The following is a 21,915-nucleotide window of genomic DNA, read 5'->3' as shown; positions in this document are numbered from 1 at the left end:
AAGGAAAGGTCGATGGAAATTATTCTCGGCGTATCGATGTTCACAGCGATAGTTATTGCCTTAGTATTAGTAATTTTATTTGCTAAATCTAAGTTAGTATCAAGTGGTGACGTAACGATTAGCATAAACGGTGATCCATCTAAAGCAGTTGTTACTGCTGCAGGTGGTAAATTATTAGGCGCATTAGCTGATCAAGGTATTTTTATACCTTCAGCATGTGGCGGCGGCGGTACTTGTGGTCAATGTCGTGTTGAAGTGCATTCAGGTGGTGGTGATATTCTTCCTACGGAAGAAGGTCATATCAATAAGCGTGAAGCAAAATCAGGCTGTCGTTTAGCCTGTCAGGTTGCTGTTAAGCAAGACATGGAAATTGAAGTAGAAGATGAAATCTTTGGTGTTCAACAATGGGAATGTGAAGTTATCTCTAATGATAACAAAGCAACTTTCATTAAAGAGCTTAAGCTACAAATTCCTAATGGCGAATCAGTACCATTTAAAGCCGGTGGTTATATTCAAATTGAAGCACCAGCGCATCACGTTAAATACAGTGATTTTGATATTGATGAACAATATAGTGGTGATTGGAACCATTTTGGTTTCTTCGATGTAGAGTCTAAAGTAGATACAGACACATTACGTGCTTACTCAATGGCTAACTATCCAGAAGAGGAAGGCATTATTATGCTTAATGTGCGTATTGCTACGCCACCTCCTGGACGTTTGCATTTACCGGCAGGTAAAATGTCATCGTACATCTTTAGCTTGAAGCCAGGCGATAAAGTAACAATTTCAGGTCCGTTTGGTGAGTTCTTTGCGAAAGACACTGATAATGAAATGGTATTTATTGGTGGTGGTGCAGGTATGGCTCCAATGCGTTCTCATATCTTTGATCAACTTAAGCGTTTGAAGTCTAAACGTAAAATGAGTTTCTGGTATGGTGCTCGTTCACTTCGTGAAATGTTTTATGAAGATGATTATAACGGCTTAGCTGCTGATAATGATAACTTTGAATGGCATGTTGCATTAAGTGATCCTCAGCCTGAAGACAACTGGGATGGCTTAACCGGCTTTATTCATAATGTTCTTTTCGAAGAATATTTGAAGGACCATGAAGCTCCAGAAGATTGTGAGTACTACATGTGTGGTCCTCCTATGATGAATGCTGCGGTTATTCATATGTTAAAAGATCTTGGTGTTGAAGATGAAAACATCATGCTAGATGACTTCGGTGGCTAATTAAGCTGAATCTTTTGTTATTTCGTCCAATAGCTGTATCGAAGGTCTTCATTGAGTAATATTAATGCTGCGCCTTCTTTTTGCTCTAAACGAACTATCTGTAAAGTAAGGTTTAATTTGCTATAAATAATAAGGGCGACTTAGGTCGTCTTTATTATTTATATCAAGATATTAAATTACCCAAATTAGTATCTTGATATAAATAATAAATTTGGAATACCTATGAATAAATTCAAACTAATACTAATTGTCTTATTAGCCCTTATCCTAACAGCTTGTTTTCCTAGTAATAACTCTGCTAAAAAAGAAATTTTATTGCAAGGTTATACGATGGGAACTACATACAATATTAAAGTTGTAGCGACAGCCGCTGAGGTAGAAAGTTTAGGCTTACATAAACAAATTGATACATTGCTCGAGCAAGTGAATCAGGAAATGTCGACTTATATTCCTAATTCGGAATTATCTCGCTTTAATGCTCTTCAGTCACTGGAACCTGTTGAAGTATCACCTGGTTTTAAACGAGTCTTAGCGGAATCTATTCGTTTAGGTGAGTTAAGTGGTGGTAAATTAGATATTACCGTTGGTCCTTTGGTTAACTTATGGGGGTTTGGACCTGAGCATAGACCAGAAAAAGTACCAAGTGATGAGTTACTAGCCAATACACGGTTACGTGTTGGGTTAAAGAACCTTCATTTGAATGGCAATAAATTATCAAAAGATATTCCTAACTTGTATGTTGATTTGTCTACTACGGCTAAGGGCTATGGGGTCGATGTAGTCGCAGAGTTAATTGAAGCTAATGGTATCCATAACTATTTAGTCGAAATAGGCGGAGAACTTCGTGTAAAAGGTTTTAAACATACTGGTGAGCTGTGGGCAATTGCGATAGAAAGACCTATTTTTGATCCTTTAGGTGATCATAGAGCGGCTCAGCAAGTAATTATCCCTAAAGATAATGCTGTTGCTACAGCAGGCGACTATCGTATTTACTTCGAAGAAGATGGACAACGCTTTTCTCATATTATTGATCCTGATACTGGGAAGCCGATTAATCACAACCTTGTGTCAGTCACCGTTATTGCTCCATTATCCATGACCGCGGACGGTTTATCTACTACCATGATGGTGATGGGCGCTGAAGAAGGAATGAAGTTTGCGACTGAAAATGATATCGCAGCATTGTTCATTTCTAAAGCTGAAAATGGCTTTCATGAAGAATTTACGGTAAAATTTAAGCAATACTTGAAATAATACTTACCGTGTGTCGGTCTTAATTAATAACATAGATACGCATTAAACTTATTTTCCAATGGCTTTTGTCCTGAGCCCTGATCATTAATTATTTAATTGAGAGCATAACATTATGATGATTTTTATTATTACCTTTGGTTTTTTCCTAGTTGTCGGCGTAGCTATGGCAGTGGGTTATATTTTTCAAAATAAAACGTTAGCGGGTAGTTGTGGTGGTTTAGCAAGCGTCGGTATTGAAAAAGATTGTAATTGTGAAAATCCATGTGAAAAACGTCAAGCGCGTGAGCGTAAATCAGCACTTGAAGAAAACTTGAACAATAGAATAGATGTTACAAATCTCTAGTGATTTGAGACTATAGACTTATTAAGGATAGTACCATTGCTATCCTTTTTTGTTTAATAGGTTTATTTAATAGATTTTTTACTGAACGCTAACTTAATCAAGTCATATAAAAATATCAGTATTGTTAATTTTTAGCGGCTAGTTCATAAAACTTTTTATTTTTTGAATGATCCCTAAACTATCTAAGCCTAACTCTTGATGAACTTCTTCTTGCGTACCATGCTTAATAAATTGATCAGGAATACCTATATTTAATACTTTTATTGCGATACCTTGCGATAAAATATATTCATTTACTGCTGAGCCTGCACCACCCGCTATTGCATTATCTTCAATAGTTACTAGGGTACTATGGGTTTTAGCTAATTGATTAATCATGTTATTATCAAGTGGCTTAATGAAGCGCATATCTATAAGGGTTGCGCCAAGTGTTATAGCGGCTTTATTTGCTTCAATTAGCATGGTACCAAAGCTTAAAATCGCGATATTATTATTGCTTTCGTTTGGCGATATTATTTGTTTGGCTTTACCTATCTCTATCACTTCATCAATATGTGGTAATTCTTCACCAGTACCACTGCCGCGTGGATAACGAACAACGGTGGGAGTGTTTGATTTATGCCCTGTATTTAACATTAATTGGCATTCACGTTCATTAGCTGGTGCCATAATTACAAGGTTTGGAATACAACGTAAAAAGCTTAAATCAAATGAACCTTGATGTGTAGCACCATCTGCACCCACAATACCCGCGCGATCAACAGCAAACATTACTGGTAAGTTTTGAATGGCAACATCGTGAATAAGTTGATCGTAACCACGTTGTAAAAAGCTTGAATAAATTGCAACAACAGGGTGCTGATCACCAATTGCTAATCCAGCTGCGAACGTGACAGCATGCTGTTCAGCAATGGCGACATCGTAATATTGATCAGGAAAGCGTTGACTAAATTCAACCATACCCGACCCTTCACGCATCGCGGGGGTAATTGCGACTAACTTTTTATCTACAGCCGCTGTTTTACAGAGCCAATCACCAAATATTTGAGAGTAAGTTGGCAATGAAGGTTTAGATTTAGGTAAATGTGCATCACTAGGATTAAATTTTGGAACAGCATGATATTTTATTGGATCTTGCTCTGCAGCTTGAAAACCTTTACCTTTTTTAGTCGCAATATGTAGCAGTTGTGGCCCTTTAAGGCTACGCATATTTTTAATTGTATCGACTAAACCATTAACATCATGACCATCAATTGGACCAATATAATTAAAGCCAAGTTCTTCAAAGAAAGTGCTAGGAACAACCATACCTTTCAGGTGTTCTTCTGCTCTGCTAGCCAATTCTTTAATTGGAGGAATGTTATTTAATAAACGCTTACCACCTTCTCTAATACCTGTATACAAACTACCTGATAGCATTTTGGCGAAGTGATTATTTAATGCACCAACATTTTCTGAAATAGACATTTCGTTATCATTTAAAATGATCAACATGTCTTTTTTAATATCACCAGCGTGATTTAATGCCTCAAAGGCCATTCCTGCAGTCATTGCACCATCACCAATAACGGCAACAGTTTTTCTATTTAATCCTTCTTTTTCTGCGGCAACTGATAAACCTAAGGCAGCAGAAATTGAAGTGCTTGAATGACCAACACTTAAAGTATCGTATTCACTTTCTTCACGCCAAGGAAAAGGGTGTAATCCGTCTTTTTGTCTAATAGTATGCAGTTGATCGCGACGACCAGTAAGAATTTTATGTGGGTATGCTTGGTGTCCAACATCCCAAATAAGGTGATCAAAAGGCGTATTGTAGACATAATGCAATGCAACAGTCAGTTCAATAGTACCTAACCCTGAAGCGAAGTGGCCACTGCTTTTACTTACTGAATTTAATAGGAATTTACGCAGCTCATTACTTATTCGCGGTAATTTATCTTGAGAATAATTTCGCAAATCTTTTGGTGAGTTGATTTGGGTAAGTAATGGATAGTCAGCAAGGTTTGTGGTCATAGTTGTTCTATAGTTGTTTTTATTTTTAGCTACTTAATGGCTACGTTTAATGATAAAGGTGGCAAAATCAGCTAAGGATTGTGTATTGTAAGGCAAACTGGCTAAAGCTTGAAGTGCTTGTTGAAATAAGTTTTCAGCTTTTTCTTGAGCACCTTCTAAGCCAAGTAGGGCTGGGTAAGTGCTTTTATTTAACGCAATGTCCGAACCGCAAGGTTTCCCAAGCTGTTCTTGGGTTGATGTTATATCAATAATATCATCTCTGACTTGATATGCGAGACCAATAAATTTTGCATACGCTTTTAGGGATTCTTTTTCTGATTGTGATATTTTGGGGCTACATTCGGCTACCATTGCAACAGAAGCTTCCAGTAAGGCACCCGTTTTCAATGAATGTAAAGTTTCCAGTTGTTCTAAGGTTATCATTTTATCAGTTGCGGCTAAATCAAGTGCTTGGCCTCCGCACATACCTTGATAACCAGCGGCCGTTATTAGTTGCTGAATTAGCTTAACTTGCTTAGGTTTAACTGCTTCTGAAAAATCGTGGTTGGCAATAATATCAAAGGCAAGAGTTTGTAAGCTATCACCAGCAAGAATTCCTGTTGCTTCATCAAAAGCCTTGTGACAGGTTGGTTGACCACGCCTTAAGTCATCATCATCCATCGCGGGTAAGTCATCATGTACTAAAGAATAAGCATGTATACATTCTATTGCGCCAGCTATTCCATCAACGTCTTTTAAATCTAGGTCTAATGCTTGTCCTGTAATATAAGCTAAATAAGGACGTATGCGCTTGCCACCTATCAATAGCCCATATCGCATTGCTTGATGAAGTTTCTTATCGTTAACAGTTAAACTCGCAAGTTTCTGCTCTAAAAATTGGTCGATACGTTGTTGAAAAACATCATGATTGGCTAAACTACTCACGAAAGATCACCGGATAATTGCTCATTGTCAGTTAACGCAAAATCTTGGAGTTGTTGTTCTCCGTTTTGCTCGAGTAAAATTTTTACTTTTTGCTCTGCTGTTTGTAGCTTATTTTGGCTTAGTTTACTTAATGTTAAACCACGCTCAAAAAGTGCCATTGATTCTTCTAAGTCTAAATTCCCTTGCTCTAAATTTTGTACTATCGTGTCCAATTCGCTAAGAGATTCTTCAAAACTTAGGTTTTCTAATTTTTTTTTGGCCATATTTTATATTCTCTTTATGCCTTAGATGCTTTCAACTCTAGGCGCAAACTTACCTTAGCTAAGCACAATGGTCAATGTAGTGCTCATATATTTCAGCGTATATTGTGATTATTTAACGATTAAGTTATTGACTATTAGGGCGATAACTTAATATATAAAGGGATAAGTAATGGCGAATAGCTTTATCATAATGTACTATTATTTTATTAGATCAAATTAGTTTTTATAGCTTTAGGAGTTTTTCTGTGGATTTAGCAACCTTAATCGGTATCCTTGGTGCCATTGCTTTTCTCGTTATGGCGATGGTTTTGTCTGGCGATATTACGATGTTCGCTGATACCCAATCAGTACTAATTGTTTTTGGTGGTTCACTATTTATCGTGTTATCTAATTACAGTATAGCTCAGTTTTTTGGTATAGGAAAAATTATAGCTAAAGCGTTTATATTTAAATTAGAAAAGCCCGAAGAATTAATAGAAAAAGCCGTTGATATGGCTGATGCTGCACGTAAAGGTGGATTCCTCGCCTTAGAAGAAGCAGAGATAACCAATAATTTTATGCAAAAAGGTGTTGACATGCTTGTTGATGGTCATGATGCCGATGTAGTGCGGGCGACCTTACAAAAAGATATTAACCTAACGACAGAGCGCCATGAAAAAGGTGCTGGTATGTTAACGGCTTTAGCTGATGTTGCACCTGCTATGGGGATGATTGGTACACTTATTGGACTCGTTGCTATGTTGGCTAATATGGATGATCCTAAATCTATTGGCCCAGCTATGGCGGTTGCTTTGTTAACGACACTTTATGGTGCCTTCTTAGCAAATGTTATTGCTATTCCGTTAGCGACTAAATTAAAACTGCGCATGGAGGAAGAAAAAATGAATCAAGAGTTAATTCTTGATGCCGTGCTTGGAATCCAAGATGGGCAAAACCCGCGAGTCATTGAAGGTTTATTGAAAAACTATCTGGCTGAAGGTAAGCGTCAAACGAATACTACTGATGATGAATAACAATCGATTTATTAATAGGGAGGACTTATGACTGAGCAAAAGTGTAAATGTCCGCCACCTGGGCTACCTGCATGGATGGGAACATTCGCCGATCTTATGTCGTTGTTAATGTGTTTCTTTGTTCTATTGTTATCTTTTTCTGAAATGGATGTACTAAAGTTTAAACAAATTGCCGGATCAATGAAATTTGCTTTTGGGGTACAAAATAAAATTGAAGCAAAAGATATTCCGAAAGGGACAAGTATTATTGCTCAGGAGTTTAGACCTGGTAAACCGGAGCCAACACCAATAGAAGTTATTCAGCAGCAAACCATGGAAATAACTCAGCAAATGTTGGAGTTTGAAGCGGGAGAAGAAAACTCGGCTGGTGGACGTCAAGAGCAACGTGGTAGCGAACGAGGCGGAAAATCACAGAGTACTGATGATGCCTTATCTGAACAAGCGTTACAAAAAGCACAAGAGCAAATAGAGCAGGCAGCACAAGATCAAGTTAATGAATTGGTCAAAAAAATAGCGGATAAACTTGAAGAGCAAATTGAAGATGGTGCTATTGAATTAGAGTCACTAGGCCAACAAGTTATTATCCGTATTCGAGAGAACGGCTCATTTCCATCAGGCTCTGCTTTTTTACAGCCTAAATTCAAACCTATTATTAGACAAATAGGTGAGTTGTTGAATACAATTCCAGGTGAAATTATGATTTCAGGGAATACTGATAACCGTGGAATAGATTCAGAGTTATTTGACTCAAACTGGGATTTATCTAGTAAAAGAGCGGTTGCTATTGCACATGAAATAATTAAAGTACCAGGGTTTAATCAAACACGTTTAGTTGTTGCAGGGCACGCAGACACTCGTCCGTTAGTACCAAATACTAACCCATTGAATCGTCGACGAAATCGCCGTGTTGAAATTGCCATTAATCAAGGTAAGCCAAAAGAGAGCGAACCTATTCAAGTACTACAATAAAAATTAAGGTATAACCTTAGTTATGTTGAAAAGCTGTCATCGTAATGAGGACAGCTTTTTTTGTTGGTACTCAATATTGCCTTAACTCGCATTTTGAGGTGGTTTGGGTATATAATGCGCGCCATTATTCTTATTGTTATATTTATTAGGCCAACATCGATGAAATTTATCGTAAAGCTGCAAGCTGAAATCACCATTAAATCTCGCCCTGTTCGTAAGCGTTTTACCAAGATCTTAGAATCGAATATTAAAAATGTTTTACGCCGCATTGATGAAAAAGTTACCACGCGGATGAACTGGGATAACATCGAAGTAAATACTAAAGATAATAGTTCTGAAAACCGTGAACGTTTAGTGGAAGCACTTAAGTGTATTCCAGGTGTACCGATGTTTTTAGAAGTTCAGCAGTCAGAATTTATTGATGTTCATGATATTTATGAAAAAACTTTAGCCATTCATGCTAAGACGATTGAAAATAAAACTTTCTGTGTTCGTGTAAAGCGTACGGGTACACATGACTTTAATTCACTGAAAGTAGAGCAATATGTTGGTGGTGGTTTAAATCAGTCAGTAGAAAGTTCAAAAGTTAAACTGACTAAACCTGATGTCACTATTCGTTTAGAAATAAAAAACAAAGATTTATTTATTGTTACCCAACGTCATAAAGCGCTAGGTGGTTTTCCTATCGCAACCCAAGAAGACGTTTTGTCTTTAATGTCTGGTGGTTTTGATTCAGGGGTTGCTAGTTATCAAATGATTAAAAAAGGGGCTAGAACTCATTATTGTTTCTTTAATCTAGGTGGCTCTGCTCATGAAGTAGGGGTGAAGCAAGTTAGCTATTATTTATGGAATAAGTTTGGTGCGTCTCACAAGATTAAATTTTTTGCTGTTGACTTTGAACCTGTTGTGGCTGAAATATTAGAAAAAGTTGAAAACAGTCAAATGGGCGTAATACTTAAACGTATGATGATGCGTGCCGCGAGTAAAATAGCTGCAAAAGGTAAAATTCAAGCGCTAGTGACGGGCGAAAGTTTAGGGCAAGTGTCTAGTCAAACACTCACTAACTTAAACGTTATTAATCGAGTAACAGACACACTTATTTTACGTCCATTAGCTGCTTATGATAAACAAGATATTATTGATATAGCTCGTGATATTGGTACAGAAGATTTTGCGAAAACTATACCTGAGTATTGCGGTGTTATTTCAAAGAAACCGACAGTAAAAGCGGTATTATCTAAAGTTGAAGAAGAAGAAGGTCATTTTGATTTTGATATTCTGGATAAAGTTATTAGCGAGACCCGTGTTTTTGATATTCGTGATATTGGTAAAGAGACCGAAGAAGAAATTCACGCAGTTGACCTAGTAGAGAATATTCCAGGCAATGCTGTTGTGGTTGATATTCGTAGTCCAGAAGAAGAAGAAGATAAGCCATTAAGCTTAGATAATGTTGAAGTTAAACATATCCCTTTTTATAAACTTGCCACTCAGTTTGGTGATTTAGATATGAGTAAAGATTACCTACTTTACTGTGATCACGGGGTCATGAGTAAGCTACAAGCTCTTTACCTGATTGATAACGGTTTCAGTAACGTAAAGGTATATCGTCCGTAAAAGCAAGTTTAGTTCTTAAATTAGCGTATTAGGTCAGCACCTTAACTTAGCGCGCTAACCGCTTGCCACATTTTAGTATTTTCTGGTGTGGCAAGTTTGTGTTTTATACCTAAGCGATGTATATAGCCATTAATGTAATCTATTTCACTCGTACGTTTTTCGGTAATATCACAACGCATAGAAGAGCTATTTTTAGCGGTTGCTTGTGCTACATTTTTCACTATTATTTTAAGATCTGCTAAATCTAAATTCACCTTTTCAGCATCAGCTACAGCCACTACTTCTTCTAGTAATATTAAAATTGTTGATGAATATTCAGCATTATTTATTTCACCGTTACTGATATCGTTTATTGCAGTTAATGGATTAATAACACAATTGATTGCTAGCTTTAACCATTGTTTTTTATTGATTTCTTGATGAAATGTTACTTGAGGTAGGGCGGTATTTAATAATTTTGTCAGTGATTCTTGCTGTGCTAAGTTCGGCACACCTGAAAGTAAACCAATATCTGTTGAACCAACTCCGGTATGTGTCACAGTAAAAGGCGCTGAGCGCAAACAACCATGTGTTGTGAGTAATGCGTAAATATTCTGGTGCTTGATTATATTTTGCGATAGCTCTGACAAGGTTCCCATACCATTATGAGCAAGTACAATAGTAATATTACTTTTTAATTTATTTGCAATATTATCCAGTGCTAACGATATTTGAAAAGCTTTTACGCAAAAAATAATGAGATCAGCTTGCTCAATATCCTCAGTTTGCGCGTAATTAATTTTACCCTGATGTACTAAACCATTATGATCAGTAAAAGAATATTGATCATAGGACATGGTTATTTGATTTGTTGATGTCTTATTAGACCGCGGCTTAGCTGAAGGAGAAGTTGAATCGGTTCTCTTCGAGGGTAACAAATGCAGCCGTGCTTCATTATAATCACCGTGGTTATTTATCAGCTGTAAAATATGATGATACCAAAGTAAGCCTATCGCGCCTTGCCCAACAATAATAATATTTTTCAACTAAATGTTACCTTTGAAGCTTGTTGTTTTTTATTCTCTGAATCATAAATGATTTATATCGAAAATAAGCAATTTTAAACAGTATGTATAAAATGATCCCCGCTATATCAGCAAAAAAATCACTAAACTCACCATTACGAAACCCTAAATAATATTGCCCTAGCTCACTGAGCCCAGCATAGCAAGATAGCGTAAAAAAAGTAGTTAATAATGATAGCTTTATTACTGAAATCGCTAACCAGCTTAAAACGAAAAAGCTAATAAAATGACCAATAGTATCTATTTGCGGAGAGCGAAATATTATTCTTGTTAGGGCATCAGGTAGTAATAATTCATGAGAAAAAAATAGGGCTATCCCACAGCAGAAAACGAAGATAAAAAAAGTTAGGTGATGTCGTACTTTCACAAGGTATACATTTTAAAAAAATAAGGCCTTAATATTACCATGTCCTCAGCGTTTGTGGATGAAAAATTCTCGTGAGGTCTGCTTGTTTGGCTTTTTTTGCTAGGTATAATAGGGACAATAATAATTTAATTGAAAGAGAATAATTATGCCATCAATGGATATTGTTTCTGAGACTGATTTAGAAGAAGTACGTAATGCGGTAGATAATGCCAATCGAGAAATATCAACTCGCTTTGATTTTCGTGGTGTAGATGCAAGTTTTGAATGGAAAAAACCTGTAGTAACAGTAAAGTCTGAAAGTGATTTTCAACTAAAACAACTTTGTGACATGTTACGTAGTCAATTAACTAAGCGTAATGTTGACGCTAAAGCGATGACAATAGGAGCTGCTTCTGCAACAGGTAAAAATTGGAGCCAGCAAGTAACCTTTAAAGAAGGAATTGAACAAGACGTAGCCAAAAAAGTTGTTAAGCTTATTAAAGGAGAAAAATTTAAAGTACAAGCGGCCATTCAAGGTGAGCAAGTTCGCGTTACAGGAAAGAAACGTGATGACTTACAAGCGGTAATGCGTTTTGTGCGAGAAGCTGATTTAGAGCAATCTTTTCAGTTTACTAACTTTAAAGATTAATTTCCATATAGATTTTAATTTTAGCTTATCGAGTTTCTGTCATTCGTTGTAGTGGCTCAAACTCGATATAGCATTGCTAGTTTCTGTGTTTGAGTCAAACCTTACTACAGTAATATCATCTAGGCGTTGCCCACCTTTATCACCTTATCGAACTAGTGTCATTTCACATCAATTATTTACCCAAACGACTCTGTTTTATATCAGCTTCATTAATTAAGTGAGCAATTTTATATGTAGAAAAAATTGCCAAATATAAGGAATTTATTTAATAACTAGTTGTTCTAATTATTAAATAACGATGTGGTTGGTGGTTTTAGCAAGTAGAAATGCTCACATAGCTAGTGAGATTGGCATTAGCACTACAGAAATCTTTTAAAATAGGCAGTTTAGTCAATATTTCAGTGTACCTAATTCAATAAAAATTAGGGCGTGGTTATTTATACTGGCCTACGCTTCAGTTCTTTACTAAACTAATTATGGTTTTGATTTTTTAAGTTAATCTCAGATATGGAGACTAGCCTTTTGGGGAAGTCATCATGTCTATGTGAATTTAAACCATAAAAATATTAAACAGAGGTTATATATGTCTTATGTAGATGGTTTTGTAGCTGCAGTCCCAACAGAAAATAAAGAAAAATATATTGAACATGCTAAGTTATCTGCGGTTGTTTTTAAAGATCACGGTGCACTGAAAGTCACTGAAACTTGGGGGGATAATGTTCCTGATGGCGATATAACATCCTTCCCTATGGCTGTTCATTGCGGCAACAATGAAACGGTAGTATTTTCATCTGTATTATGGCCGACGAAGGAAGTACGTGATGCTGGTTGGGAAGCCATTATGGAAGATCCTAGGATGGATCCAGAGCAAAATCCAATGCCTTTTGATGGCAAGCGTTTAATATACGGTGGCTTCGAAGTTATTATAGAGGAATAGTTGCGAGTGCCATTTAATTAACAAGGAACATAAAAAGCCAATAACCTGGCTGGCTTTGAACTTGAAGTGGCTCGTTAAAAGGTCTTTGGAATCTACTAGATAAAGTTTGAGTTATGCCACCTTAGTTAAATGTTGAAGGCTTGTAACTCGAACTTTACCTATGAGTTAAATTGTTATTTAATCGTGATCATGCCCACAGCTTTCACCTTCGCCATGAATATGGCCGTGCGCAAGCTCTTCTTCAGTTGCTTCTCGTACTTCTAAAATATCGACTTCAAAGCTCAAATCAATACCAGCTAATGGATGGTTACCATCAACAGTTACTTCATCGTCTGTAACATCGATTACAATAACTGTTTGCTCACCATCATCAGTACTAGCACGCAGTTGAGTACCCAGTGTTAAATCTTCAACGCCTTGCAGTAATTCTTTTGGTACTGTTTGTACATAGTCGTCATGACGTTCACCGTAAGCTTTATCTGCGCTTACATCAACTTTAAATTGATCACCAACTTGATGACCGATTAATGCCTCTTCAAGGCCTTCAATCAGATAACCTGAGCCTTGAATAATAGTCATAGGTTTATCATCATAAGAGCTGTCGATTAATGAACCTTCGCTGTCTGATACTGCGTAGTGCATTACGACTACTGAATTGTTGGTAATTTTCATATATTGTCCAATGTTAAAACTGAGTTTAAAGTTAAGTTTAGACGTTAAGAGATTAAGTTAACGTTTTAAGTATGATTTTTCTATTCCTCAACCGTTAACGAATAAGGTAATGTTTCAACTGCTACCTTAGCGTCAGGTTGTGATTTTATTCTTAATTGAGTTGAGCTATCAACATCATGCCCTAATACAGCTTGGATATAGCATGTACCATCATCAGCTTGATATGTAGATAATACATCACCAGCTTTACGCCAGTTTTCGCCTAATTGTTTTTCAATTATATCATCATTTTGTACTGGCTGATTCAGAAGAGTAGTTAATGAAAACAGGGCTTTTTTATTCTTACCTAAATATTGCATACGAGCGACAGTTTCTTGGCCTAAATAGCAGCCTTTAGTAAAACTGATACCGTGAATAGCTTGTAGGTTAAGCATTTGAGGAACGTATTCACCGCTGCTTTCATGAGATAACTGAACAAAACCTTCACTGATTTCGAGTAAATTCCAGATATTATTAGAGTAAACAGGTAAATTGATGCCTTGTATAATATTTTCTAATCTGGAGGTTGAATCAATTAATAAGTAACGAGTTATTCTGCCTGAAATATAAACCAGTGTTGTAGAGTCTGACTGTACTACGGGGTTTAAACTATCAGGGATACGTGAAAAATTATTTTTTAATATAGTTTCAGCGTCATCACCTATTAATGCAAAAATCGCTAAGTCATCAGCTTTTAAAATATCAACCTTGGCAAAAACACCAAACTTTTTTAGTTCTGCCATTGATGACTCAATACTCGATTCAGGCTGAATTAATAAGTGTGCGTCGTTTCTATTTAATAAGCGAAAAACACTGAATGTTTTGCCTTTAGCATCGCAATGTGCACCAACAAGTAAGCTATGTTCTGTACTTATGGTTACGTCACAAGTGACTTGTCCCTGCAAATACTTGCTCTTTTCTTCACCCGTTAATGCAATAGCACTATAATGATTTAGTGAAACTAAATAAGTGTCGGGTAATTGCTCTAGAGTAGGGGAGTTTGCTTCAAGGTTTATTGACATAAGAAAAGCCTATGCTGTGGTTAATAAAAGATAAATAAGGGTGAAAGAGCAATAAATCAAGTTTAGTTGCAAAAAACACACAATTTATTGGCGGTAAAACAGCTGTTATTGTTACAATGTATTCTACTAAACAACACGTTAAAGCAAAACGGTTAATCCTTAGAACATCACTTTAGGTAAATTACTATGCCAACATCAATGAGCTCTCTAGAAAAAAATCCTCAACCTATAGTCAATAAAGCAAGACTAAGATGGGCTTGTCGTCGTGGTATGCTAGAGCTAGATGTACTATTTATACCGTTTGTTGATGAAGCTTATGATAATTTAACATCGAAACAACAATACGTTTTTGAACGTTTACTGACCGAGCAAGATCCAGATCTATTCGCTTGGTTTATGGGGCATAAGGCTTGTGAAGACCAAGAACTTAACACCATGGTGCAACTTATTCTCAACCGCGTTAAAGTATAATATATGCGTTAGAAGTTCACGTTATCAGCCTATGTTATACGTGGGAGGATTTGTTGCGATACTTCTGTTACCCATATTATTGTTTACTTATGCTTATCATCTTGCATTAGTTGTTATTGTACTTACGTTATTTTTATTTGGCTTTTGGCTATCAAGTAAATCAGTTCAATGTGTTACGGATGTAAACTTTGAGTTAAGTAAAGCGGGGATTTGTTCTCTTAAAGGGAATGACTATCAACTATCAAAAAGTAGCCGCTTTAGTTTTTTGGGCTGTTGGTTAATTTTACAGCCCATCACTAAAGTGAGTTTAATGCTTGATGATGATAAGGTAAGTAAAAATAAAGCACTTTTTATTTACCGTGATAGTCTAAGTGAACAAGATTTTTCTCGATTAGTCACTGTTATTACTCAATTAAATCGTCAACCTTAGGCACTACACTTTTAATTGAGTTTAATTTAGTTGTCAGTATCGTTGGTTTTGCATCAGGTAAGGTGTCCGGATAATCTAAGGTATAGTGTAGACCTCGGCTTTCTTTTCTTTTCAGCGCACAGTGAATAATCAACTCAGCTACTTGTACTAAATTTCTCAATTCGAGTAAATTATTACTAACTTTAAAGTTTCGATAATAGTCTTGAATTTCTTGTTGTAATAATTCTACGCGATGCAAGGCTCGTTCAAGTCTTTTAGTGGTTCTAACAATACCAACATAATCCCACATAAATAGGCGTAGTTCATGCCAATTATGTTGAATAACAACTTCTTCATCAGAGTCTGTTACTCGACTTTCATCCCAAGGTGGTAAGTCAATAAAAGAGTTGCTATGGGTTAACGAACCGCTAATTTCTAAAGCGGCGGCTCGTGCATAAACTAGGCACTCTAGTAATGAATTACTCGCTAGACGATTCGCGCCATGCAAGCCAGTATAAGACATCTCTCCAATAGCATAAAGTTGAGGAACGTCAGTTCTACCATGCTGATCTATCATGACGCCACCACAGGTATAATGTGCTGCGGGTACAATAGGGATTGGCTGTTTAGTGATATCAATACCTAAATCTTTGGTGCGTTGATAAATAGTAGGGAAATGTTGTTTAATAAATTCAGCAGGTTTATGACTTATATCTAGGTACATGCAGTCAACACCTAAACGTTTCATTTCAAAATCTATCGCTCGGGCGACAATATCCCTAGGTGCTAATTCTGCTCGCTCATCAAAAGCCGGCATAAAGCGACTACCATCAGGTCGTCTTAGTTTAGCTCCTTCGCCACGTAACGCTTCTGTTAACAAAAAGGTTCCAGCATCAGGATGAAATAAACAAGTAGGATGGAATTGATTAAATTCCATGTTTGCTACACGACAGCCCGCTCGCCATGCCATTGCAATTCCATCACCGCTTGCAATATCAGGATTAGAGGTATATTGATAAACTTTACTTGCGCCGCCTGTTGCTAAAATAGTTTTTTGAGCATAAATACTTTCAACTTTTTCTGTATTTCTATTCCAGATATAAGCGCCAATACACTGTTTTTTATCATCGGCTTGTTTAGAGTCGGCCTTATGATCACAAATAAGATCAATTGCATTGTAACGTTCAAAAATACGAATACGCGAATGCTGTTTAACTCGCTCTGATAAAGTTGTTTGAATAACTTTACCCGTAGCATCTGCGGCATGAAGGATACGGCGGTGACTATGACCACCTTCTCTTGTTAGATGGTATTTAGCTTCGCCTTGAGTGTCATCTTCTTTATCAAAATTAACACCTTGCTCAATGAGCCAATCAAGGCATGCTTTTGCACTTTCCGCTGTATATCGCACCGCACTTTCATCACATATGCCAGCACCGGCAACGAGAGTGTCTGAAATATGATCTTCAATACTATCATTTTCATCAAAAACGGCTGCCACACCACCTTGAGCATAATAAGTCGATCCTTCATTTAATGGACCTTTGCTCAAAATAACGACATCTGCATTTTTTGCTAAATGTAAGGCAAGTGTTAAACCAGCAGCGCCGCTGCCAATAATTAAAACGTCACAATTGTTTTGTTGATTCATATATACGAATGTTAAGTAAAATCAGTTATTATAGTACGATATTAACGTTAATTAGCGTTTGATAATAGAGCTAGCAAGTATGAATTGAGACTAAAATAGAAATAAATGAAATTAAATAGAACTTTTTCTAGAACCCGTAGTCTTAATTTATGCGTTTGTTATGAGCCAAATGTGTAAAATGATTTTTTACTCTGAATTTTTTGTAGAGTATATTTAGGAGAAATGGCTCAAATGAGCGAACAGAACGTCGACCAAGCATTGGTTGAGCGGGTTCAGCAAGGGGATAAAAACGCCTTCAACCTGTTAGTAACGAAATATCAGCATAAAGTGTCTAACTTAGTGTCGCGCTATGTAAGTAATCACAGTGATGTGCCAGATATCGTACAAGAAGCTTTTATTAAAGCCTATCGAGCCTTACCTAATTTTAGAGGGGAAAGTGCATTCTATACTTGGCTATATCGAATTGCAGTGAACTGTGCAAAAAATCATAGTGTCGCTTTAGGTCGAAAACCACCAAGTAATGATGTTGAAATAGAAGATGCTGAGTTTTATGATGGAGGGGAAGCGCTAAGAGAAAATGCTTCACCTGAAAAAGTATTACTTACTGAAGAAATTAAAAAGGTGATTTTCGATACAATAGCGCAACTACCTGATGACTTGAGAATGGCAATAAATTTTCGAGAGATTGAAGGATTAAGTTACGAAGAAATAGCAACCATTATGGAGTGCCCTGTTGGTACAGTGCGTTCGCGAATTTTTAGAGCACGTGATGTGATAGATAAAAAAATCACACCATTACTAAAAAGTTAACTTGCGTAATAATGGCTAGTTAAACGAAAGTTTATCAATTTTAACACCAATTTAGGTGTGAATTAAAAGGTTAAAGTATGAGTGAAAGTAAGTTTGAGACAATATCATCTATAGTTGATAACTATCGTGTTCCTGAGCAAGAGTCTGAACAGACTATTGACGAAATGCTCAAGGATGAAAACTTAGCAAACACCTGGGAGAACTATCATTTAATCGGTGATGTAATGCGCAATGAAGTACCAGCAGCATTACAGTTAGATTTATCGGCACAAATAGCATCAGCAATTGCAGATGAACCAACAGTATTAGCGCCTAATACTTCCAATAATAATGCAGCTACCGGATTTAAAGCTAAAGTTATCCAGCTGATAAAACCTGCAGGACAATTCGCTATTGCAGCCTCGGCAGCAGGATTAATGATTATTGGAGTACAGCAAAATACCGCGGATACCAATGAAGTTATTATGCCAAGTCAAATAGTACAAACTAAACCGTTAGGTGGATTTGCTAACCCAGTAAGCTTTAATTATCAGCAAAATACCAAGTCACAACAGCAGGCTGAACTTGAGCAAAGAATTGAGCAACAAAGACGTTTTCAAGCTTTATTATCAGATCATGAGCAACAAATTAAGTTGAGTGAAGTTAGAAAAACAGATAAGAAGGAAAGTCTTGCTGAGATGGACAAAGAATTAGAAAAATCTCAATAGAAAGCAAACCTTTGATCTCCCCCTATATGAAACGTGAGTAACTTAAGTATAATGAGTTATTCACTTTTTACTGTCTAAACCACGAGAAAATATGAAATTACTAACATCATTCTCCTTTATCTGCATTTTTATCACCAGTTTATTTGTTAGTTTTTCAGCTGTGTCTGCCGATGAAGAACAAGCAAAGTTACTCCTAGAGCGACTTTCTCAATCGTTACGTCAACTAAATTTTAACACTTCGTTTGTTGTCGTTAAAAATAACCAAGCAGAGCCTTATCATTGGTTGCATGGTCTTGCCGAAAATAAAACGGCTGAACAAGGCGACAATAATAAATATGTTGAGCTTGAAATTTTAGCTTTATTAAATGGCCCACGTCGCGATATTCTACGTATTAATAATATCGTTAGTTATAATGAACCAGAATATGCGCCATACTCTATTGACTCTTCACAAATTAGTGGTCCAATTCCTGCTGTTTTTAGCCAAGATATAAGTATTTTAGAAGAAAACTATCATTTGGTTTTAGTGGGCAAAAATAGGGTGCTAGGTAGGGCAGCACAGTTAGTTCGTATTGTACCAAAAGATTCGCATCGTTTTGGGTACTGGCTTTGGTTAGATCAACAAAGTGGCTTGCTATTAAAGTTAGCAATTATCACTCGCAAAGGTAACTTACTTGAGCAAATTCAGTTTACTCATTTAGACATAACAGATACTGTTTCAGAAAACTTGAGTCAACTACAAACGACTGAATTACCAAAAGTAATTGATGTTGCTACTCAACAAAAAACAACAGAACTTGCTTGGCAAGTTAACTGGCTACCTACTGGATTTAAGCCAATTAAATCAGATAGACATCGTATTAGCACCAATAAACAAGCCGTTGAATTTATGCTTTTTAATGATGGTTTAGTAGATATTTCGGTTTATGTTAATCCAAGTAATGAAAAAAACAGACCATTAGAATTTGGTAATGACGGTGCCACCTTGGTATTGAGCCAGGTAGTTAATAATATTGAAGTAAGTGTTGTTGGGAAAATTCCTTTAGAGACCGCGAAGGAAATAGCTAATTCAGTCAGTTTTAATACTAAGGTTACTTCACCATAATGGAAGAATTAGCAACCGTTACCGAGATTAGTCATGGTAATATTACAGTCGTTAGTCAAATAAAGTCTACTTGCAATAGTTGCTCACAAGTTAATAACTGTGCCAACGGGCAAGTTGCCAAAGCGATACCTCATAAAAAGCTATCATTTACCTTAGGTAAACCTAAATCACTGAATAAGCAAATAATAGGGGTTGGTGATAGTGTTTTATTAACTGTGCCTGAAGAAGATGTATTGAGTAGTGCTTGGCAAGTCTATTTATTACCTATATTAGGGCTCTTTTCGTTTTCAGCATTAGGTCAATGGCTAGTACAGAAAGCGATAATACCGCATGAATTAATCGCAATCGTTATTGGTAGTGTCGGTGGTTACTTAGGTTATCGTTTAGCAAAAAAACTGCAAAGCGACCCAATTAAGCAAAAAAATTTGCAGCCGAAAATTTTACGTGTTTTACCTAAGCCTCTTGAAGTCAACAATATTAGCGAAAGTTAACATCTGTTGTGAAAATTCTGAACAAAAGATAGCCCCAGCGCGCTAAATTCGTTAAGATCACGCCATTCTTGAATTAATAACTTTTTATCTGAATAGCCATTTATGAAAAATATACGTAACTTCTCAATTATTGCTCACATCGATCACGGTAAATCAACACTTTCAGATCGTCTAATTCAACATTGTGGGGGGTTGCAAGCACGTGAGATGGAAGCCCAAGTTCTTGATTCAATGGACATTGAACGTGAGCGAGGCATCACCATTAAAGCACAAAGTGTTACTTTAGATTATATTGCGAAAGATGGTGAAACTTATCAGCTTAACTTTATCGATACTCCGGGACATGTTGATTTCTCTTATGAAGTATCACGCTCGTTAGCCTCGTGTGAAGGTGCATTACTTGTCGTTGATGCCGGACAGGGGGTTGAAGCACAAACCGTAGCTAATTGTTATACCGCCATTGAAATGGACTTAGAAGTAATTCCTATTTTGAATAAAATAGATTTACCACAAGCCGATCCTGAACGTGTTAGCGAAGAAATTGAACATATCATTGGTATTGATGCGACTGATGCCGTGACTTGTTCTGCTAAAACAGGTCTTGGCATCGAAGATGTTTTAGAAACGATTGTTAAAAATATTCCACCACCGCAAGGTGAGTATGATGCTCCGTTACAAGCGCTAATTGTTGATTCATGGTTTGATAACTATCAAGGTGTTGTTTCCTTGGTAAGAGTTATTAATGGTGAAATTAGGAAAGGCGATAAAATGTTGGTGATGTCTACAGGACAAGTTCACCAAGTTGATAAAGTAGGAATATTTACGCCTAAACAAATTGATACTGGTATATTACGTGCTGGTGAAGTTGGTTTTGTGATTGCAGGCATTAAAGAAATTCATGGAGCACCTGTAGGTGATACCATTACCATCAGTAAAAAAGAAACAGCGAATGCACTTCCTGGATTTAAAAAAGCACAGCCACAGGTTTACGCAGGTATTTTTCCTATTAGTTCTGATGACTATGAAAACTTCCGTGATGCTTTGAATAAATTAAGTCTTAATGATGCTTCTTTATTCTTCGAGCCAGAAAACTCTTCGGCTTTGGGTTTTGGTTTCCGTATTGGCTTCCTTGGCATGTTGCATATGGAAATTATTCAAGAGCGTTTAGCACGTGAATATGATCTTGATTTAATTACGACAGCCCCAACCGTAAATTATGAGATTGCCTGTACGAATGGTGAAGTATTATCTATTGATAATCCGGCTGACTTACCTGCAATTAATAATATTGACGAAATTAGAGAGCCAATTGTACAAGCTAATATTTTAGTACCACAAGAATATCTAGGTAGTGTTATTACCCTATGTATTGAAAAGCGTGGCGTACAAAAAGATATTATTTATCACGGAAATCAAGTTGCCGTTACTTATGAGTTACCTATGGCTGAAGTAGTAATGGACTTTTTTGATAAGTTAAAGTCAACAAGTCGTGGCTATGCTTCACTCGATTATAATTTTATTCGCTTCCAGGAAGCCGATATGGTGCGTGTCGATGTTATGATTAACGGAGACCGAGTTGACGCTTTAGCTATGATTACACACAGAGATAATTCTGTTTCACGTGGTCGTATGCTCGTTGATAAACTAAAAGAGCTGATTCATCGTCAAATGTTTGATATTGCTATTCAAGCCGCTATTGGCAATAACGTTATTGCGAGAACTACCGTAAAGCAGTTACGTAAGAATGTAACCGCTAAATGTTATGGTGGTGATATTAGTCGTAAGAAAAAGCTATTACAAAAACAGAAAGACGGCAAGAAACGTATGAAGCAAGTAGGTAATGTTGAAGTACCTCAAGAAGCGTTTTTAGCAGTATTGAAATTAGATAATTAACTAAAAAATACAAATAATAA

At 36.5% G+C, this 21,915-nt stretch carries 23 protein-coding genes; 15 read left to right on the top strand and 8 right to left on the bottom strand.

All coding sequences use genetic code 11. The features are described 5' to 3' along the window. Positions 1 to 12: 12 nt before the first annotated feature. From nqrF to nqrM, 3 genes are all read left to right on the top strand, one after another. Entirely contained in the window at positions 13 to 1,236 is a 1,224-nt protein-coding gene (gene nqrF / locus Q4496_RS06955; protein ID WP_303610134.1) for an NADH:ubiquinone reductase (Na(+)-transporting) subunit F, read from the top strand. A gap of 222 nt (positions 1,237 to 1,458) precedes the next feature. After that, the gene (locus Q4496_RS06950; RefSeq protein WP_215971371.1) at positions 1,459 to 2,490 is read left to right on the top strand and encodes an FAD:protein FMN transferase; all 1,032 of its coding nucleotides are present in this window, start codon (positions 1,459 to 1,461) and stop codon (positions 2,488 to 2,490) included. A 112-nt stretch (positions 2,491 to 2,602) separates the two neighbouring features. Continuing rightward, positions 2,603 to 2,833, top strand: a complete 231-nt coding sequence (gene nqrM, locus Q4496_RS06945) for a (Na+)-NQR maturation NqrM (RefSeq protein ID WP_215971370.1) — start codon at positions 2,603 to 2,605, stop codon at positions 2,831 to 2,833. A gap of 138 nt (positions 2,834 to 2,971) precedes the next feature. Here nqrM and dxs read toward each other — a convergent pair whose 3' ends face one another. The 3 genes from dxs to xseB are packed head-to-tail and all read right to left on the bottom strand — an operon-like array spanning position 2,972 to position 6,033. Continuing rightward, positions 2,972 to 4,846: a 1-deoxy-D-xylulose-5-phosphate synthase gene (gene dxs, locus Q4496_RS06940; RefSeq protein WP_215971369.1), complete on the bottom strand. Its 1,875-nt coding sequence runs from the start codon at positions 4,844 to 4,846 to the stop codon at positions 2,972 to 2,974. A 33-nt stretch (positions 4,847 to 4,879) separates the two neighbouring features. Continuing rightward, positions 4,880 to 5,770 carry a (2E,6E)-farnesyl diphosphate synthase gene (gene ispA, locus Q4496_RS06935; RefSeq protein ID WP_303610133.1) on the bottom strand — a complete coding sequence of 297 codons (891 nt, stop codon included), beginning with the start codon at positions 5,768 to 5,770 and terminating at the stop codon, positions 4,880 to 4,882. Further along, the gene (xseB, locus tag Q4496_RS06930; RefSeq protein WP_215971367.1) at positions 5,767 to 6,033 is read right to left on the bottom strand and encodes an exodeoxyribonuclease VII small subunit; all 267 of its coding nucleotides are present in this window, start codon (positions 6,031 to 6,033) and stop codon (positions 5,767 to 5,769) included. The genes ispA and xseB overlap by 4 nt, the downstream gene beginning before the upstream one ends. 245 nt (positions 6,034 to 6,278) lie before the next feature. On the opposite strand from xseB, the gene pomA reads away from it, so the two are divergent. The 3 genes from pomA to thiI all read left to right on the top strand — a co-directional run bounded on the left by pomA (position 6,279) and on the right by thiI (position 9,629). After that, entirely contained in the window at positions 6,279 to 7,046 is a 768-nt protein-coding gene (gene pomA, locus Q4496_RS06925) for a flagellar motor protein PomA (RefSeq protein ID WP_215971366.1), read from the top strand. A gap of 27 nt (positions 7,047 to 7,073) precedes the next feature. Then, complete coding sequence (locus tag Q4496_RS06920; RefSeq protein WP_215971365.1) at positions 7,074 to 8,015, top strand: flagellar motor protein MotB; 942 nt, start codon at positions 7,074 to 7,076, stop codon at positions 8,013 to 8,015. A 159-nt stretch (positions 8,016 to 8,174) separates the two neighbouring features. Next, a complete protein-coding gene (gene thiI, locus Q4496_RS06915; RefSeq protein ID WP_303610132.1) occupies positions 8,175 to 9,629 on the top strand; it encodes a tRNA uracil 4-sulfurtransferase ThiI in 1,455 nt (484 codons plus the stop codon). Between the two features lie 41 nt (positions 9,630 to 9,670). Here the strand turns inward: thiI and Q4496_RS06910 are convergent, their stop codons facing one another. Both Q4496_RS06910 and Q4496_RS17985 read right to left on the bottom strand, forming a co-directional pair. Next, positions 9,671 to 10,654, bottom strand: a complete 984-nt coding sequence (locus tag Q4496_RS06910) for a ketopantoate reductase family protein (protein ID WP_215971363.1) — start codon at positions 10,652 to 10,654, stop codon at positions 9,671 to 9,673. 7 nt (positions 10,655 to 10,661) lie between these two features. Beyond that, entirely contained in the window at positions 10,662 to 11,060 is a 399-nt protein-coding gene (locus Q4496_RS17985; RefSeq protein WP_215971362.1) for a VanZ family protein, read from the bottom strand. A 145-nt stretch (positions 11,061 to 11,205) separates the two neighbouring features. Here Q4496_RS17985 and Q4496_RS06905 point away from each other — a divergent pair, with 145 nt between their 5' ends. Both Q4496_RS06905 and Q4496_RS06900 read left to right on the top strand, forming a co-directional pair. After that, on the top strand, positions 11,206 to 11,688 hold the full coding sequence (locus tag Q4496_RS06905) for a YajQ family cyclic di-GMP-binding protein (protein ID WP_215971361.1): 483 nt from the start codon (positions 11,206 to 11,208) through the stop codon (positions 11,686 to 11,688). 583 nt (positions 11,689 to 12,271) lie between these two features. Further along, the gene (locus Q4496_RS06900) at positions 12,272 to 12,625 is read left to right on the top strand and encodes a DUF1428 domain-containing protein (RefSeq protein ID WP_215971360.1); all 354 of its coding nucleotides are present in this window, start codon (positions 12,272 to 12,274) and stop codon (positions 12,623 to 12,625) included. 177 nt (positions 12,626 to 12,802) lie between these two features. On the opposite strand, the gene Q4496_RS06895 is transcribed toward Q4496_RS06900, so the two are convergent. Both Q4496_RS06895 and ygfZ read right to left on the bottom strand, forming a co-directional pair. Continuing rightward, a complete protein-coding gene (locus Q4496_RS06895) occupies positions 12,803 to 13,297 on the bottom strand; it encodes a peptidylprolyl isomerase (protein WP_215971359.1) in 495 nt (164 codons plus the stop codon). A gap of 80 nt (positions 13,298 to 13,377) precedes the next feature. Then, positions 13,378 to 14,358 carry a tRNA-modifying protein YgfZ gene (ygfZ, locus tag Q4496_RS06890; protein ID WP_303610131.1) on the bottom strand — a complete coding sequence of 327 codons (981 nt, stop codon included), beginning with the start codon at positions 14,356 to 14,358 and terminating at the stop codon, positions 13,378 to 13,380. A 198-nt stretch (positions 14,359 to 14,556) separates the two neighbouring features. Between ygfZ and Q4496_RS06885 the strand changes: the two genes are divergently transcribed. After that, a complete protein-coding gene (locus Q4496_RS06885; protein WP_215971383.1) occupies positions 14,557 to 14,829 on the top strand; it encodes a succinate dehydrogenase assembly factor 2 in 273 nt (90 codons plus the stop codon). 31 nt (positions 14,830 to 14,860) lie between these two features. Next, the gene (locus Q4496_RS06880; RefSeq protein WP_303610130.1) at positions 14,861 to 15,259 is read left to right on the top strand and encodes a protein YgfX; all 399 of its coding nucleotides are present in this window, start codon (positions 14,861 to 14,863) and stop codon (positions 15,257 to 15,259) included. Here Q4496_RS06880 and nadB read toward each other — a convergent pair. Continuing rightward, on the bottom strand, positions 15,234 to 16,889 hold the full coding sequence (gene nadB, locus Q4496_RS06875; protein WP_215971356.1) for an L-aspartate oxidase: 1,656 nt from the start codon (positions 16,887 to 16,889) through the stop codon (positions 15,234 to 15,236). The two genes, Q4496_RS06880 and nadB, sit on opposite strands and share 26 nt — an antisense overlap. Before the next feature lie 231 nt (positions 16,890 to 17,120). On the opposite strand from nadB, the gene rpoE reads away from it, so the two are divergent. The 5 genes from rpoE to lepA all read left to right on the top strand — a co-directional run bounded on the left by rpoE (position 17,121) and on the right by lepA (position 21,895). Continuing rightward, positions 17,121 to 17,699 (top strand): RNA polymerase sigma factor RpoE, encoded by a 579-nt coding sequence (rpoE, locus tag Q4496_RS06870; RefSeq protein ID WP_215971355.1) that lies wholly within the window; start codon positions 17,121 to 17,123, stop codon positions 17,697 to 17,699. A gap of 77 nt (positions 17,700 to 17,776) precedes the next feature. After that, the gene (locus Q4496_RS06865; protein ID WP_303610129.1) at positions 17,777 to 18,406 is read left to right on the top strand and encodes a sigma-E factor negative regulatory protein; all 630 of its coding nucleotides are present in this window, start codon (positions 17,777 to 17,779) and stop codon (positions 18,404 to 18,406) included. A 91-nt stretch (positions 18,407 to 18,497) separates the two neighbouring features. Continuing rightward, on the top strand, positions 18,498 to 19,511 hold the full coding sequence (locus tag Q4496_RS06860; RefSeq protein WP_215971353.1) for a MucB/RseB C-terminal domain-containing protein: 1,014 nt from the start codon (positions 18,498 to 18,500) through the stop codon (positions 19,509 to 19,511). Next, positions 19,511 to 20,002 carry a SoxR reducing system RseC family protein gene (locus Q4496_RS06855; RefSeq protein WP_252727311.1) on the top strand — a complete coding sequence of 164 codons (492 nt, stop codon included), beginning with the start codon at positions 19,511 to 19,513 and terminating at the stop codon, positions 20,000 to 20,002. Before Q4496_RS06860 ends, Q4496_RS06855 begins: the two co-directional genes overlap by 1 nt. A gap of 102 nt (positions 20,003 to 20,104) precedes the next feature. Beyond that, positions 20,105 to 21,895 carry a translation elongation factor 4 gene (lepA, locus tag Q4496_RS06850; RefSeq protein ID WP_215971352.1) on the top strand — a complete coding sequence of 597 codons (1,791 nt, stop codon included), beginning with the start codon at positions 20,105 to 20,107 and terminating at the stop codon, positions 21,893 to 21,895. Positions 21,896 to 21,915: the final 20 nt, after the last annotated feature.

The sequence above is a fragment of the Colwellia sp. 5_MG-2023 genome (genome assembly GCF_030547795.1).
Classification (GTDB): domain Bacteria; phylum Pseudomonadota; class Gammaproteobacteria; order Enterobacterales; family Alteromonadaceae; genus Colwellia.
Note: the sequence above shows the minus strand (reverse complement) of the source record. Positions and strands in the feature narration are given on the sequence as shown.

Bases quoted from the DNA above. Each gene is read 5' to 3' on its own strand.
- nqrF (WP_303610134.1), top strand. From the start codon at position 13: ATGGAAATTATTCTCGGCGTATCGATGTTCACAGCGATAGTTATTGCC.
- Q4496_RS06880 (WP_303610130.1), top strand. From the start codon at position 14,861: ATGTTATACGTGGGAGGATTTGTTGCGATACTTCTGTTACCCATATTA.
- Q4496_RS06855 (WP_252727311.1), top strand. From the start codon at position 19,511: ATGGAAGAATTAGCAACCGTTACCGAGATTAGTCATGGTAATATTACA.
- rpoE (WP_215971355.1), top strand. From the start codon at position 17,121: ATGAGCGAACAGAACGTCGACCAAGCATTGGTTGAGCGGGTTCAGCAA.
- Q4496_RS06885 (WP_215971383.1), top strand. From the start codon at position 14,557: ATGAGCTCTCTAGAAAAAAATCCTCAACCTATAGTCAATAAAGCAAGA.
- lepA (WP_215971352.1), top strand. From the start codon at position 20,105: ATGAAAAATATACGTAACTTCTCAATTATTGCTCACATCGATCACGGT.
- dxs (WP_215971369.1), bottom strand. From the start codon at position 4,846: ATGACCACAAACCTTGCTGACTATCCATTACTTACCCAAATCAACTCA.
- thiI (WP_303610132.1), top strand. From the start codon at position 8,175: ATGAAATTTATCGTAAAGCTGCAAGCTGAAATCACCATTAAATCTCGC.
- Q4496_RS06950 (WP_215971371.1), top strand. From the start codon at position 1,459: ATGAATAAATTCAAACTAATACTAATTGTCTTATTAGCCCTTATCCTA.
- nqrM (WP_215971370.1), top strand. From the start codon at position 2,603: ATGATGATTTTTATTATTACCTTTGGTTTTTTCCTAGTTGTCGGCGTA.
- ygfZ (WP_303610131.1), bottom strand. From the start codon at position 14,358: ATGTCAATAAACCTTGAAGCAAACTCCCCTACTCTAGAGCAATTACCC.
- Q4496_RS06900 (WP_215971360.1), top strand. From the start codon at position 12,272: ATGTCTTATGTAGATGGTTTTGTAGCTGCAGTCCCAACAGAAAATAAA.
- Q4496_RS06905 (WP_215971361.1), top strand. From the start codon at position 11,206: ATGCCATCAATGGATATTGTTTCTGAGACTGATTTAGAAGAAGTACGT.
- Q4496_RS06920 (WP_215971365.1), top strand. From the start codon at position 7,074: ATGACTGAGCAAAAGTGTAAATGTCCGCCACCTGGGCTACCTGCATGG.
- xseB (WP_215971367.1), bottom strand. From the start codon at position 6,033: ATGGCCAAAAAAAAATTAGAAAACCTAAGTTTTGAAGAATCTCTTAGC.
- Q4496_RS06860 (WP_215971353.1), top strand. From the start codon at position 18,498: ATGAAATTACTAACATCATTCTCCTTTATCTGCATTTTTATCACCAGT.
- Q4496_RS06865 (WP_303610129.1), top strand. From the start codon at position 17,777: ATGAGTGAAAGTAAGTTTGAGACAATATCATCTATAGTTGATAACTAT.
- Q4496_RS06895 (WP_215971359.1), bottom strand. From the start codon at position 13,297: ATGAAAATTACCAACAATTCAGTAGTCGTAATGCACTACGCAGTATCA.
- nadB (WP_215971356.1), bottom strand. From the start codon at position 16,889: ATGAATCAACAAAACAATTGTGACGTTTTAATTATTGGCAGCGGCGCT.